General features: G+C 72.3%; 12 protein-coding genes. 5 read left to right on the top strand and 7 right to left on the bottom strand.

The genetic code is table 11. The features are described from left to right. Positions 1–23 precede the first annotated feature (23 nt). Positions 24–710: an ABC transporter ATP-binding protein gene (locus ABZ070_RS07415; protein WP_356630929.1), complete on the top strand. Its 687-nt coding sequence runs from the start codon at positions 24–26 to the stop codon at positions 708–710. A gap of 131 nt (positions 711–841) precedes the next feature. Here ABZ070_RS07415 and murQ read toward each other — a convergent pair whose 3' ends face one another. Continuing rightward, the gene (gene murQ, locus ABZ070_RS07410; RefSeq protein ID WP_356630927.1) at positions 842–1795 is read right to left on the bottom strand and encodes an N-acetylmuramic acid 6-phosphate etherase; all 954 of its coding nucleotides are present in this window, start codon (positions 1793–1795) and stop codon (positions 842–844) included. A gap of 40 nt (positions 1796–1835) precedes the next feature. Further along, positions 1836–2750: a MurR/RpiR family transcriptional regulator gene (locus tag ABZ070_RS07405; protein WP_356630925.1), complete on the bottom strand. Its 915-nt coding sequence runs from the start codon at positions 2748–2750 to the stop codon at positions 1836–1838. 56 nt (positions 2751–2806) lie between these two features. Between ABZ070_RS07405 and ABZ070_RS07400 the strand changes: the two genes are divergently transcribed. Next, a complete protein-coding gene (locus tag ABZ070_RS07400) occupies positions 2807–3166 on the top strand; it encodes a hypothetical protein (RefSeq protein ID WP_356630923.1) in 360 nt (119 codons plus the stop codon). Then, positions 3163–3429: a DUF4031 domain-containing protein gene (locus ABZ070_RS07395; protein ID WP_356630921.1), complete on the top strand. Its 267-nt coding sequence runs from the start codon at positions 3163–3165 to the stop codon at positions 3427–3429. The genes ABZ070_RS07400 and ABZ070_RS07395 overlap by 4 nt, the downstream gene beginning before the upstream one ends. A gap of 32 nt (positions 3430–3461) precedes the next feature. On the opposite strand, the gene ABZ070_RS07390 is transcribed toward ABZ070_RS07395, so the two are convergent. The 3 genes from ABZ070_RS07390 to ABZ070_RS07380 all read right to left on the bottom strand — a co-directional run bounded on the left by ABZ070_RS07390 (position 3462) and on the right by ABZ070_RS07380 (position 7769). Then, complete coding sequence (locus tag ABZ070_RS07390; RefSeq protein ID WP_356630967.1) at positions 3462–4664, bottom strand: Cmx/CmrA family chloramphenicol efflux MFS transporter; 1203 nt, start codon at positions 4662–4664, stop codon at positions 3462–3464. A gap of 88 nt (positions 4665–4752) precedes the next feature. Beyond that, positions 4753–5403: a hypothetical protein gene (locus ABZ070_RS07385; RefSeq protein WP_356630919.1), complete on the bottom strand. Its 651-nt coding sequence runs from the start codon at positions 5401–5403 to the stop codon at positions 4753–4755. Between the two features lie 95 nt (positions 5404–5498). Then, positions 5499–7769: a heavy metal translocating P-type ATPase gene (locus ABZ070_RS07380; protein WP_356630917.1), complete on the bottom strand. Its 2271-nt coding sequence runs from the start codon at positions 7767–7769 to the stop codon at positions 5499–5501. Between the two features lie 213 nt (positions 7770–7982). On the opposite strand from ABZ070_RS07380, the gene ABZ070_RS07375 reads away from it, so the two are divergent. Next, the gene (locus ABZ070_RS07375; protein ID WP_356630915.1) at positions 7983–8681 is read left to right on the top strand and encodes a copper homeostasis protein CutC; all 699 of its coding nucleotides are present in this window, start codon (positions 7983–7985) and stop codon (positions 8679–8681) included. Positions 8682–8821: 140 nt separating this feature from the next. Here the strand turns inward: ABZ070_RS07375 and ABZ070_RS07370 are convergent, their stop codons facing one another. Then, complete coding sequence (locus tag ABZ070_RS07370) at positions 8822–10963, bottom strand: UvrD-helicase domain-containing protein (protein WP_356630913.1); 2142 nt, start codon at positions 10961–10963, stop codon at positions 8822–8824. Between the two features lie 300 nt (positions 10964–11263). Between ABZ070_RS07370 and ABZ070_RS07365 the strand changes: the two genes are divergently transcribed. Further along, entirely contained in the window at positions 11264–11446 is a 183-nt protein-coding gene (locus tag ABZ070_RS07365; RefSeq protein WP_356630911.1) for a hypothetical protein, read from the top strand. 28 nt (positions 11447–11474) lie between these two features. On the opposite strand, the gene ABZ070_RS07360 is transcribed toward ABZ070_RS07365, so the two are convergent. After that, positions 11475–13130: a DNA repair helicase XPB gene (locus tag ABZ070_RS07360; RefSeq protein ID WP_356630909.1), complete on the bottom strand. Its 1656-nt coding sequence runs from the start codon at positions 13128–13130 to the stop codon at positions 11475–11477. Positions 13131–13217 lie beyond the last annotated feature (87 nt).

Below are 13217 nucleotides of genomic sequence, written 5' to 3'. Positions count from 1 at the left end.
CCACGTAGCAACAGGAGTTGATGATGTACCAGCTCAGTGGCGTCACCAAGCGCTATCGGCGGGGCAAGGACACCGTGAACGCCCTCGACGGCGTCGACCTGACCATCGAGGACGGCGGCCGCCTCGTCATCCAGGGCCCGACGGGCGGCGGCAAGTCCACGCTCCTGCAGATGCTCGGCGGCCTGGACCGGCCCAGCGAGGGCAGTGTGGTCCTGGACGGGACCGACCTGGCGACGCTGCCGGAGGCGAGGCTGACGCGGGTACGGGCCGAGAAGATCGGCTTCGTCTTCCAGAGCTTCAACCTGATCCCGACGCTCACGGCCCAGGAGAACGTCGAGACCGCGCTGGTCCCGATCGGCCTCAAGGCGGCCGAGCGCCGGGAACGGGCGGCGGAGGCGTTGGCATCGGTGGGGCTGGGCGAGCGGCTGCGGCATTTGCCCGGTGAGCTGTCCGGCGGCCAGCAGCAACGCGTGGCGATCGCGCGGGCACTGGTGAAGCACCCGGCGGTGCTGCTCGCGGACGAACCCACGGGCAACCTGGACGAGTCGATGCGCGACGAGATCATGGAGGTGCTGGAAGGCCTGTGGCAGGAGCACGCCTTCACGTTCGTGATGGTCACGCACGACTCGTCGCTGGCCCGCAGAGCCCGGCGGGTGGCGACGATCCGCAAGGGGCGCGTGACGGTGAAGGAACGGGCGGGAGCGGCGTAGGCGGGAGTGGGCCGGGTTGTGGGCGTGGCCGGGTTGTCGGGGCGCTGCCCCGAGCCCCGCGCCTCAAACGCCGGCGGGGCTGGGGTGAGCCCGCGGCTCAAGGGGCGGTGGGGCTGGGGTGAGCCCGCGGCTCAAGGGGCGGTGGGGCCGGGGTGGGTGCCGGGCGCGGAGGTCAGCGCCGCGCGCAGGTGGCCCCCGCTGTGGGACAGGAGCGTCGCCGCCGTCGGGGCGTCGACGCCGCCCAGGATCACCAGGATCGCGTTCTTCACCTCGCCGTCCGTCGCCGCCAGAGCCGCCTCGATCTCCTCGTCCGGCGCCTCCGTCGCCAGTGCCACGATCCGCCTCGAGCGGGCGCGCAGCTTGTCGTTGGAGGCGCGGACGTCGACCATCAGGTTTCCGTACGTCTTGCCGAGCCGGATCATCGTGATCGTCGAGATCATGTTGAGGACCAGCTTCTGCGCCGTGCCGGCCTTCAACCGGGTGGAGCCGGTGAGCAGTTCGGGGCCGGTCACGACCTCGATCCCGTGGTCCGCCGCGGCGGCCAGTTCGCTGTCCGCGTTGCAGGACAGGCCGATGGTGAGCGCGCCCAGCGCCCGGGCGTGCTCCACCGCGCCGACCGCGTACGGGGTCCGGCCGGAGGCGGAGATGCCGACCACCGTGTCGTCGGCCGTCAGCTTCAGGCCGTCCAGGTCGGCGGCGGCCAGCTCCTTGCTGTCCTCCGCGCCCTCGACGGCCTTGAGCATGGCGGTCGGCCCGCCCGCGATCAGGCCGAGGACCTCCGACGGGTCGGTGTTGAAGGTGGGCGGGCACTCGCTGGCGTCGAGGACCCCCAGACGCCCGGCCGTACCCGCGCCCGCGTAGACGAGCCGGCCGCCACGGGCCATGCGCTCGGCGGTGTCGTCGATCGCGGCGGCGACGGCCGGGAGCTGCGCGGCGACGGCGGCGGGCACGCTCACGTCCTCGCCGTTCATGATCCGGGCGATCTCGATGGTGGGCAGCCGGTCGATGTCGGCGAGCTCGGGGCGGAACGCCTCGGTGGTGAGAGCGGCGAGCTGGGCGCGGAGTTCACCGTAGGTGGAGGTCATGAAAGGCGGCTCGGCTTTCTCGGTGCGTGAGGGGCTCGGTTCAGCGGGTGCGGGCAGTGTGGCGGTGCGCGAGCGCCTCGTACGAAGCGGCGAGGGCAGGGGCCGCCGACTCGTACGTACGCTGTGCCACGCCGATGAAGAGGCAGTCGACGACGAGCAGTTGACTCGTGCGGGACGACATCGCCGCCGGGCGGAGCTCGCTCTCGCGGGCGGTCGACGTCGTCAGGACGTGGTCGGCGTACTGGGAGACCGGGCCGTCGGGGCGGCCGGTGATGGCGATCGTCGTCGCCCCGCGGTCGAACGCCACCCGCAGCGGTTCGATGACGTCCCCCGTGGAACCGGAGTGGGTGATCGCTATGGCCACGTCTCCGGAGCGCAGTTGCACGGCATTGGTGACCGCGAGGTGCGGATCGGCGTGCGCATGCGCGATCAATCCGATGCGGAGCAGCTTCTGGGCGAGGTCCATGCCGACGAGCGAGGACGCGCCCACGCCGTAGATGTCGATGCGCCGCGCGGTCGACGCGGCGGCCACGGCCGCGCCGAGCTGCACGGTGTCGAGCCCTGCGGCCGTGTCGGCGAGGGTCTGCTGTTCGTCGTAGGCGAGTTTGGCGACGACGTCCGCGATGGGGTCGTCGACGGCGATGTCGGTGGTCAGGGCGGGAGCGCGGCCGGACTCCTGGTGGGCGGCGAGGCCGGCGAGCGCGAGACGCAGATCGCGGTAGCCGGGGTAGCCGAGCAGGCGGGCCGTGCGGACCACGGTGGCCTCGCTGGTGCCGGTGAGTTCGGCGAGGCCGGTGACCGTGAGGGCGGCGCAGCCTGCCGGGTCGTCGGCGACGGCTTCGGCGACCCGCTGCATGGAGCGGGTCATGGACGGCGAGAGCGTGCGGACCTTGGCCGCCAGGGCGGCAGGGGCCGGAGCGTCGACGCTGAAAATTTCCTTCACTGGATTGGTCACATATGAAAGATATTTTCGCGTTTCGGGTGGCGTCAAGACCCGGAGACAATGGGGGCATGGACGACGACTCGATACCGCTGGAGCGGGCACTGCACGCGGCACGCGCCCTGGTTCTCGCGGACCTCGCGGCCCGGAACGTGGCGGACGCCGGCGTCGTCTCCCTCGTCGAGGAAGCGGTCGCCCACCGCCGTTGGTGGGTCGGGCAGTGGCCCGAGGGCGTCGAGTACGTCGCGGGTCTGGTCGCCCAGGACGTCCAGGACGCGCTGCTGGAGAGGCACGGCCGCTGGCCGCTGTGCCCGGTCTGCGACGTCGGCGACCCGCACTCCCTGGAGGTCGAGCCCGAGCTGGGCGCCGATCCGCACTGGGTGTGCGGCAAGGCGGGCGTGGTCGTGGCCCCCGTGGGCGGCCTTCAGTGACGGTGTACATCGATCCGCCGACCTGGCCGGGGCACGGCCAGATGTGGTCGCACCTCGTCAGCGACGTGTCGTTCGAGGAACTGCACACCTTCGCGGCGGGGATCGGCTGCCCGCCGCGCGCCTTCGAACGGGACCACTACGACGTGCCCTCCCACCGCTACGCGGACGCCGTGGCCGCGGGCGCGGTGGAGGTGTCGAGCCGCGAGGTGGTCAGACTTCTCACGGAGACAGGGCTCCGCAGGCCCAAGGGCCGGTCGGCCTAAGCCTCTCCGGGAGCCCCTACCGCCCCGGGCGCTCACACCTGCTCCACACGGACCGCCCGGTCGCCGGCGGGCGACTTCGCGACCACCCGCGACCTGCCGTGCAGCCTCATCGCCGGCGCCACCAGCGCGATGGCGACGACGGTCATCGCCGCGCCCGCCCAGGCCGTGGAGGCGAAGCCGAAGTCCGCGTCGATCACCACTCCGCCGAACCACGGTCCGCCCGTGTTGCCCAGATTGAACGCGGCGGTCGTCGTCGCGCCGGCGAGTGTCGGGGCCGCGCCCGCGACGTTGAACATCCGGGCGTTGAGCGCCGGTGCCGTGAAGAAGGCGGAGAAGCCGAGCAGGAACGACAGAGTGATCGCGGCAGCGGCGTACGAGGCGAACAGGGCGAGCGCCGCCAGCAGCACGGTCGAGGCGGCGATGCCGCTGAGCATCACCCCGAAGAGATGTGCGTCGGCGACCCGGCCGCCGACCGTCGTGCCGATCAGCGCGCCGATCCCGAAGAGCGCCAGCACCATCGGCACCCAGCCGGCGTCCAGCCCCGCCACGTCCGTGAGCAACGGCGCGAGGTACGAGAACGCGCAGAACACGCCACCCGCCGCCAGCGCGGTGATCGCCACGGCCAGCCACACCTGACGGTCGCGGTAGATCGACAGCTCCTGCTTCAGGCGTGGTGCCCGCTCGGGCAGCGGGATGCGCGGGATCAGCGTCAGTACGCCGACGAGCGCCACGGCCGACGCGGCGCCTACGGCCCAGAACGCGGAGCGCCACCCCAGGTGCTCGCCGAGGAAAGCGCCCGCGGGGACGCCGAGGACGTTCGCGATCGACAGTCCGCCGATCATGACGGCCATGGCCCGGGCCCGCGAGGTCACCGGCACCATGGCGATCGCGACCGCCGCGCCGACCGCCCAGAACCCGGCGCAGGCGAGTGCGCTGATCACCCGGGACGCGAAGAGGATTTCGTACGAGGGCGCCAGCGCGCCGGCGAGCTGGCCGAGTCCGAACACGGAGATCAACGCGACCAGGGTGGTCTTGCGCGGCAGCCGGAGCGTCGCGACGGCGAGCAGCGGAGCACCGACCACCATGCCGACCGCGAAGGCCGAGATCAGCAGCCCGGCCCGTGGGATCGAGACGTCCATGTCCTCCGCGATCGGCGGCAGGAGTCCGGAGAGCATGAATTCGCTGGTGCCGAGAGCGAAGACGGACAGGCCGAGTATGTAGACGGCGAGCGGCATGCGGGTGCCGACGCGACGTGCGGGAGGAACGGGCATGACAGTTGCCAACAGGGTGTTCGTCCCTGTCATTCCCCGTCGGGCCGCCGTCTCACGATGCGGCCAGCAGCTCCAGTTCGACCGTCAGGTTGTGGCGGGCGGCTGCTTCCCATTCGCGTGCCCCGTGCGGGGTGCGGAACAGCCGCGGCAGCCGCAGCAGCTGTCGCAGTACCGCGGCGCGCCCGTCCCGGAACGCCTCTTCGGGCACGAATGCGTACTCCTCACGCACGGCAGCCGCATACGCGGCGTACGCCTCCGGGGCCGCCGCGAGGATCGCCAGGTCGGCGTCGCACAGCACCTCGCCGTTGCGGTCGGAGTCGGCCGGATTGTGGGTGACGGTGAGACGCACGAGGCGGGCGACCTCGGCGGTGGCCCCGGCGCTCAGCCCCGCCTCGGGCAGCGCGCGCTCGGCGATGCGGGCGGAGCGCTCCTCGTTCTCGGAACGGTCCGGCAGATACACGGCGTCGTGGAACCAGGCGGCGAGCCGGACGAGGTCCGGGGCGTCCGCGTACCGCTCGAGCTCGTCGACGCGGTCGAGAACGGCGACGAGGTGGGCGGTGGTGTGATACCGCCGCTGCGGCTCCGCCCAACGGGCGAGCAGGTTGTCGGCGTACGGCAGCGGGTCCGGCTCGCTCGCTCCTTCGCGGGCCCCTTGGAGCGCCTGGGCCCAGCGGGCGCGGAGGTCGGCGGTGCGGTCGGTCATGGGGCGACTCTAGACGTGACGCGGCCACCCCCACCCTGACGGGCCGGGGCGGCCGCGTGCGTGCTTCGGTCAGGCGGCGTCGGACCTGCTTCGGCTCATGCCGCTTTGAAGCCGCGCAGGCGCAGGCTGTTGCCGACGACGAAGACGGACGAGAACGCCATGGCCGCGCCGGCGATCATCGGGTTGAGGAGGCCGGCGGCGGCCAGGGGGAGGGCTGCGACGTTGTAGGCGAAGGCCCAGAAGAGGTTCGAGCGGATCGTGCCGAGGGTCCTGCGGGAGAGGCGGACGGCGTCGGCGGCGGCGTTGAGGTCGCCGCGTACGAGCGTGAGGTCGCCGGCCTCGATGGCGGCGTCGGTGCCGGTGCCCATCGCCAGGCCGAGGTCGGCCTGGGCGAGTGCGGCGGCGTCGTTCACACCGTCGCCGACCATGGCGACGCTGCGCCCCTCGGCCTGGAGCCTCTTGACGACGTTCACCTTGTCCTCGGGCATGACCTCCGCGATCACCTCGTCGATGCCGACCTCTGCGGCCACACTCCGGGCGACGGCCTCGTTGTCGCCGGTGAGCAGGATGGGCGTCAGTCCCAGCGCACGCAGCCGGCGGACGGCTTCGGGGCTGGTGTCCTTGACGGCGTCGGCGACCTCGAGGACGGCGCGTGCCTCGCCGTCCCAGGCGACGGCGATCGCGGTGCGGCCGGCGGCTTCCGCCGCGTCCTTGGCCCGGGCGAGGCCGGCGGGCAGTTCCATCGACCAGTCGGTGAGCAGTTTCTCGCGGCCGACGAGGACGGCGTGGCCCTCGACGACGCCCTGGACGCCGAGGCCGGGGACGTTCGCGAAGTCCTCGGGGGTGGGCAGGGTGCCGACCCTTTCCGCGGCACCGGCGGCGACGGCCCGGGCGATGGGGTGCTCCGAGGCGTGCTCCAACGCGCCCGCCAGCCGCAGCACTTCGGTCTCGCTGGTGGGGGCCGCGGTGTGTACGGCGAGCAGGGTCATCCGGCCGGTGGTGACGGTGCCGGTCTTGTCGAGAACGATCGTGTCGACCTTGCGCGTGGTCTCCAGGACCTCCGGGCCCTTGATCAGGATGCCGAGCTGGGCGCCGCGGCCGGTGCCGACCATCAGCGCGGTCGGTGTGGCCAGGCCCAGGGCGCAGGGGCAGGCGATGATCAGGACGGCGACGGCGGCGGTGAACGCGGCGGTCAGTCCGGAGCCGTTGCCGAGCCAGAAGCCGAGCGTGCCGAGGGCCAGCGCGATGACGACGGGCACGAAGACGGCGGAGATCCTGTCGGCGAGACGCTGGGCTGCGGCCTTGCCGTTCTGCGCGTCCTCGACGAGCTTGGCCATCCTGGCCAGTTGGGTGTCGGCGCCGACACGGGTCGCCGCCACCACGAGCCGCCCGCCGGCGTTCAGCGTGGCGCCGGTGACGGTGTCGCCGACACCGACCTCGACGGGGACGGACTCGCCGGTGAGCATCGAGGCGTCGACGGCGGACGCGCCCTCGACGACCGTGCCGTCGGTGGCGATCTTCTCGCCCGGGCGGACCAGGAACCGGTCACCGACCCGCAGGTCCGCGGTGGGGATCGTCTCCTGGCGCCCGTCGCGCAGGACGGTGACTTCCTTGGCGCCCAGCTCCAGGAGCGCCTTGAGCGCGGCGCCCGCCTTGCGCTTGGAGCGGGCCTCGAAGTAGCGCCCGGCCAGGATGAACGCGGTGACGCCGGCGGCCGCCTCGAGGTAGATGTTCCCCGCGCCGTCGCTGCGGGCGATCGTGAACTCGAAGGGGTGCGTCATGCCGGGGGTACCGGCGGTGCCGAAGAACAGCGCCCAAAGCGACCACAGGAACGCGGCCGACGTGCCGACCGAGATCAGCGTGTCCATCGTGGCCGCCCCGTGCCGGGCATTGGTCCACGCGGCACGGTGGAACGGCCAGGCCGCGTACGTGACGACCGGCGCGGCGAGGGTGAGGCTCAGCCACTGCCAGTACTCGATCTGCAGCGCGGGGACCATGGCCATCGCGACGACGGGAACGGACAGTGCCACTGCGGCGATCAGGCGCTGCCGCAGGGGCCGCAGCTCCTCGGCCGCCTCGTCCTCGCCCCCGGTCGGGCCGGCCTGGCCGGCGCTCTCCGTGCGCGGCGGGGCCGGCTCGTGCGCGGTGTAGCCGGTGGCCTCGACCGTCGCGATCAGGTCGGCGACGGAGACGTCCTCGGAGAAGGCGACCTTCGCCTTCTCCGTCGCGTAGTTCACCGTCGCCTCGACGCCGTCCAAGCGGTTGAGCTTCTTCTCGATACGCGCCGCGCAGGAGGCGCAGGTCATACCGCCGATCGCGAGTTCCACCGCACGGTCGGTGGCGGACTGCGTCCGCGTCTGCGACATGGCTCCTCCTGGCTGTCGATTATACCCCTGGGGGGTATCTGCGACTCCCATGTATACCCCCTGCCCGTATGCGACGCAAGGTGCCGGCCGCGGGGGCGGCGCCTCAGGCTGCCTTCGCGCGCGGCGGGCATTAGGCTGTCCATTGGACTAGACCTGTTGGATCATGATCGTTCTACCGCCGACCGTGCAGCCGCCCCTGGAGGAATGGGTCCCATGAGCAACCACGCACTCCTTGAGGTGATCGCCCTCGACGCGCAGGACGCGGTCGCCGCCCAGTCGGGAGGGGCCGACCGTCTCGAGCTGGTCACCGACATGGCGGCGGACGGGCTGACCCCGGCCCTCGGCACGTTCACCGCGATCCGCTCGGCGGTCGACATCCCGCTGCGGGTGATGCTCCGTCTCACGGACGGCTTCGCGGCAGGCGGCCCGGCGGACGCCGACGCTCTCGTCCGCGCCGCGGAACAGCTGCGCGAGGCGGGCGCGGACGAGTTCGTCCTCGGCTTCCTGGACGACCACGGCCATCCGGACCTGGTCACCGTGGAACGGCTGCTCGCGGTACTGGACGGCTGCCGCTGGACGTTCCACCGCGCCATCGACAACGCGGCGGACCGGGACGCCCTGCGCAAGCAACTCGCGGACCTGCCCGGCCTCGACACGTACCTGACCGCGGGCTCCGCGTCCGGCGTCGACGACGGCATGCCGACGCTCCTGGCGGAGGCGGCGCGGCAGGGCGAACCGGGCTACGAGCCCCTGATCCTGGTCGGCGGCGGCCTCCGCCTGGAGCACGTCCCCCGCCTGAGGGCGGCGGGCGTGACGGGCTTCCACATCGGCGGAGCGGCCCGCCCGCAGGGCTGGGCGGCACCGGTGTCGCCTGCCGCGGTCCGCGAGTGGCGCGAGGCGCTGGACGGGTAGTCGGCGTCCGGGGCGTGGCCCGGACGCCGGGCGTCAGTCGGTTCCGGCGGCGGCGGTGGGTGCGGGGGCGTCACCCGAGGTTCCGGGCGCGGGTGTCTGCCGGGTCCGGCGGCCTTGGTTCGCGGCCCGGCCGACGGGCGTCAGCCGAGTTGCGGGGGCAGCGGCTTCGCGTGCAGCACCGTCAGGCCCGAGACCGCCCTCGTCAGGGCCACGTACAGGCGGCGCAGGCCTGTGCGGAGGTCCGGTTCACAGGCGACGATCGTGGCCGGTTCGTCGAGGACCACGTAGTCGTACTCAAGGCCCTTGGCCAGCGACGCCGGGACCAGGGTGAGCCGGGACCCGGCCGTCGTCTCCTCGCCCGGGGACAGATGGGGCAGGCCGGCGCCGGTGAGGGCCGCCGCGAGGGCCGGGACACGGGAGTCCGCCGCGATCAGGCCGATCGAGCCCTCGTTCTCCAAGGCCTGCGTACACGCCGCCACGACGGCCGCGTCGAGGTCCGCGGCCTCGCGGACCGCACGGACGGAGAGGGAGCCGGGGCTCTCGCGGACCGAGGAGACCGCCGCAAGGCCCGGGGACATGTGCGGCAGAAGGCGGGACGCATAGGCGATCACCTCGCGGGGGACGCGGAAACCAGCGGTGAGCTCCTCCACGGCCGCGTCGGGCTTGCCGAGGTGGGACAGGGCCTCGGCCCACGATCCCGTCGCCCACGGGGTCGTGCCCTGGGCCAGGTCGCCGAGGACCGTCGCCGAGCCCGTGGAGCAGCGGCGGCCCACAGCGCGGTACTGCATCGGGGAGAGGTCCTGGGCCTCGTCGAGGACGACATGGCCCAGGGACTGCGTGCGCTGCACGAGATCCGTGACCTCGTCGATCAACACGGCATCGGCCAGGGACCACTTGGCGGACTTCGCGCTGCGGGGCGGCTTGCCGAACAGGATCGTGTTCTGTTCCTCCGACGTGAGGATGCCGTCGGCGTGCGCCGCGAGGAACTCCGCGTCGGACAGCAGGCGCAGGACGAGCTTCGCCGGGTCGACCGGCGGCCAGATCGCCTTGACCGCGGCCTTGACGGCGGTGTTGCGGGCCACCGAGTCCTGGACGCGGTCGTCGGGGGCCTCGCCGGCCTGTTCCATGCGGACGAGCACCGTGTGTGCGATCCGCTGCGGCAGGGCCTCGCGGGCCGCGCCGTAACGGATGTCGCGGTCGAGCAACTCGCGGACGATCTCCTCGAGTTCGTACGCGGGAACCCGCCAGCGACGCGATCCGCGTACGACGACCACCGGCTCGGCCGGCATCGTGACATGGGAGCGGACCGCCCGTCGCAGAACCTCCGCCATTCTCGCGTCGCCCTTGACGACGGCCGCGGCGGCGCCGTCCTCGCCGCGCACGTCCACATGCGCGACGAGATCGTCGACCGTGGACTGCTTGACCTCCAACTCGCCGAGCGCGGGGAGGACCTGCTCGATGTAGTGGAGGAAGGAACGGTTCGGCCCGATGACCAGGGTGCCCGTACGGGCCAGCCGCTCCCGATGGGCGTAGAGGAGGTACGCGACCCGGTGCAGGCCGACGGCGGTCTTGCCGGTGCCGGGTCCGCCCTGCACGCACACCGTGCCGGACAGGCCGCTGCGGACGATCTCGTCCTGCTCCGGCTGGATCGTCGCGACGATGTCGCGCATCGGGCCCACGCGCGGCCGCTCGATCTCCGCCTGGAGCAGCTTCGACGTCTGCTCGGCCTCCGAAGGGTCGGTGAGGTGCTCGTCCTCGTACGCCGTGAGCTCCCCGCCGGTGTAGCCGAAGCGCCGGCGCAGGCCGACGTCCTGCGGGTCCTTGCGGGAGGCCCGGTAGAAGGGCTGGGAGACCGGCGCGCGCCAGTCGATCACCATCGGGTCGCCCTGGGCGTCGTGGACGTGCCGGCGGCCGATGTACAGCGTGGCCTCATGCGCCTTCGGCGCGGGGTGCCCGCCCTCCTGGGTGGTGGGCAGGTAGTCGAGCCGACCGAAGAAGAGCGGGGTGTGGGCGAGGTCGGCGAGCGCCTCGATGCGCTGCTCGATCTGCGCCCGGAGGACCGTGGCGTTGACCCAGTTCGCGGTGACGTCCTTGATGTCGAGGGACTGCACGTCCTCCCGCATCGCCCGCAGCGCGGACCGGGACGCGGCGAGGTGCGCCTGCTCACGGCCGAGCGGATCGCCGCCGTCGGGGCCGGCGACGGCGGACGCACCGGATCCGGTGGTTACGGCGGGTCCGGCGGGTCCGGCGGATACGTCGGGTACAGGGGCGTGCGCGGGCACGGGCGGCCTCCGGCTACTGAGCTGCGTGATCACGACATGGCGGACCGGCCGGTTTCCGTCCGGGCGGTGGCGCTCCTCGAGGGAGGCGGGGAGTGCCCCGCGGCCTGGGCCCGGGGCAAGCTCGCGATTCTAGGGGGCCCGGGATCGGGGGCGAACGGTTTTCCCGCCGGGGTATCCGTCCCCGGAGCCGCGGGGTCATCCCCGTAGGGGACGCACTCTGCCTGGAGTAGTACGCGCGGGGTCGCGGGGTTCAGCCCAAGGCCCGATGCTCCGACCGGGTGAATCGCCGACCATGGAGACATGACCCCAGCGACCCTCATCCCAGGAACCCACTCACACGGCGCCACGGCCAGCGGCGCCGGAGACGTCCCGCACCACCGCGTCGGCAACGCCCTGCGCGCGGTCAAGGTCTTCGCGAGCGCCGTCTTCAGCGTCGCCGTCCTCGGCGAGTACGCCGAAGAGGCCGGCGTCCGCCGCCGCTGAGCGCGGCGGCGGCGCGCACCCTCGAGGCTCAGCTCACCGGGTCCTCGCCCGCGAGCAGCTCGTCCGAGTCGATGATCCGGTACGCGTAGCCCTGCTCGGCCAGGAACCGCTGGCGGTGGGCCGCGAAGTCCTGGTCGATCGTGTCCCTCGCCACCACCGAGTAGAAGTGGGCCTTGTGCCCGTCCGCCTTGGGCCGCAGGACCCGGCCGAGGCGCTGCGCCTCCTCCTGGCGCGAACCGAAGGTGCCGGACACCTGGATCGCGATCGTCGCCTCCGGCAGGTCGATGGAGAAGTTCGCGACCTTGGACACCACGAGCACGCTGATCTCGCCGTTGCGGAAGGCGTCGAAGAGCTTCTCGCGCTGGGTGTTGGGCGTCTCGCCCTTGATCACCGGCGCGTCCAGATGCTCGCCGAGTTCGTCGAGCTGGTCGATGTACTGGCCGATGACGAGGGTCTGCTGGCCGGCGTGCTTGCGCACCAGCTGCTCGGTCACCCTGCGCTTGGTCGCGGTGGTGGCGCAGAAGCGGTACTTCTCCTCCTGCTCCGCCGTCGCGTAGGCCAGCCGCTCGGAGTCGGTCAGATTGACCCGTACCTCCACACAGTCCGCCGGGGCGATGTAGCCCTGCGCCTCGATCTCCTTCCAGGGCGCGTCGAACCGCTTCGGCCCGATGAGCGAGAACACGTCCGACTCGCGGCCGTCCTCGCGCACGAGCGTGGCCGTGAGGCCGAGGCGACGACGGGCCTGCAGATCGGCGGTGAACTTGAAGACGGGCGCGGGCAGCAGGTGCACCTCGTCGTACACGATCAGACCCCAGTCACGGGAGTCGAAGAGCTCCAGGTGGGGGTAGATCCCCTTCCGCTTGGTCGTCAGCACCTGGTAGGTGGCGATGGTGACCGGGCGGATCTCCTTCTTCGTGCCGCTGTACTCGCCGATCTCGTCCTCGGTCAGCGAGGTGCGCTTCACCAGCTCGTGCTTCCACTGGCGGGCCGAGACGGTGTTGGTGACCAGGATCAGGGTGGTGGCCTTCGCCTGCGCCATCGCACCGGCGCCGACCAGTGTCTTTCCTGCGCCGCAGGGGAGGACGACGACGCCCGAGCCGCCGTGCCAGAAGCCCTCGACGGCCTGCTGCTGGTACGGCCGCAGGGCCCAGCCGTTTTCGGCCAGCTCGATGGCATGGGCCTCGCCGTCCACGTAACCGGCGAGGTCCTCGGCCGGCCAGCCCAGCTTCAGCAGCGTCTGCTTGATCTGCCCGCGCTCGGAGGGATGCACGACGACGGTGTCCGGGTCGATCCGGGCGCCGACGAGCGGCTGGACCTTCTTGGACCGCAGGATCTCCTCGAGGACCGGCCGGTCGGTGGTGGTGAGGACGAGCCCGTGGGTGGGGTGCTTGGACAGGGTCAGCCGGCCGTAGCGGGCCATCGTCTCCGCGACGTCGACGAGGAGCGCGTGCGGAACGGGGTAGCGGGAGTACTCGACCAGCGCGTCGACGACCTGCTCGGCGTCGTGCCCGGCCGCCCGGGCGTTCCACAGGCCGAGCGGGGTCACCCGGTAGGTGTGGATGTGCTCCGGCGCACGCTCCAGCTCGGCGAAGGGCGCGATGGCGCGACGGCAGGCGTCCGCCTGCTCGTGGTCCACTTCGAGGAGGAGCGTCTTGTCGCTCTGGACGATGAGGGGCCCGTTCACGCCACACCCTTTCTTCGGGTCGGTCCGTCCGATTTGGACATGGCCAAACAACCAGTGTCGCGCATCGCCGGAGTGTCCGGGGAGCCT

This window comes from Streptomyces sp. NPDC006283, assembly GCF_040613325.1.
In the GTDB taxonomy this organism is placed as follows: Bacteria; Actinomycetota; Actinomycetes; order Streptomycetales; family Streptomycetaceae; genus Streptomyces.
This window is presented reverse-complemented; position numbering and strand designations above follow the sequence as displayed.

Bases quoted from the DNA above. Each gene is read 5' to 3' on its own strand.
- ABZ070_RS07415 (WP_356630929.1), top strand. From the start codon at position 24: ATGTACCAGCTCAGTGGCGTCACCAAGCGCTATCGGCGGGGCAAGGAC.
- murQ (WP_356630927.1), bottom strand. From the start codon at position 1,795: ATGACCTCCACCTACGGTGAACTCCGCGCCCAGCTCGCCGCTCTCACC.
- ABZ070_RS07400 (WP_356630923.1), top strand. From the start codon at position 2,807: ATGGACGACGACTCGATACCGCTGGAGCGGGCACTGCACGCGGCACGC.
- ABZ070_RS07390 (WP_356630967.1), bottom strand. From the start codon at position 4,664: ATGCCGCTCGCCGTCTACATACTCGGCCTGTCCGTCTTCGCTCTCGGC.
- ABZ070_RS07385 (WP_356630919.1), bottom strand. From the start codon at position 5,403: ATGACCGACCGCACCGCCGACCTCCGCGCCCGCTGGGCCCAGGCGCTC.
- ABZ070_RS07380 (WP_356630917.1), bottom strand. From the start codon at position 7,769: ATGTCGCAGACGCGGACGCAGTCCGCCACCGACCGTGCGGTGGAACTC.
- ABZ070_RS07375 (WP_356630915.1), top strand. From the start codon at position 7,983: ATGAGCAACCACGCACTCCTTGAGGTGATCGCCCTCGACGCGCAGGAC.
- ABZ070_RS07365 (WP_356630911.1), top strand. From the start codon at position 11,264: ATGACCCCAGCGACCCTCATCCCAGGAACCCACTCACACGGCGCCACG.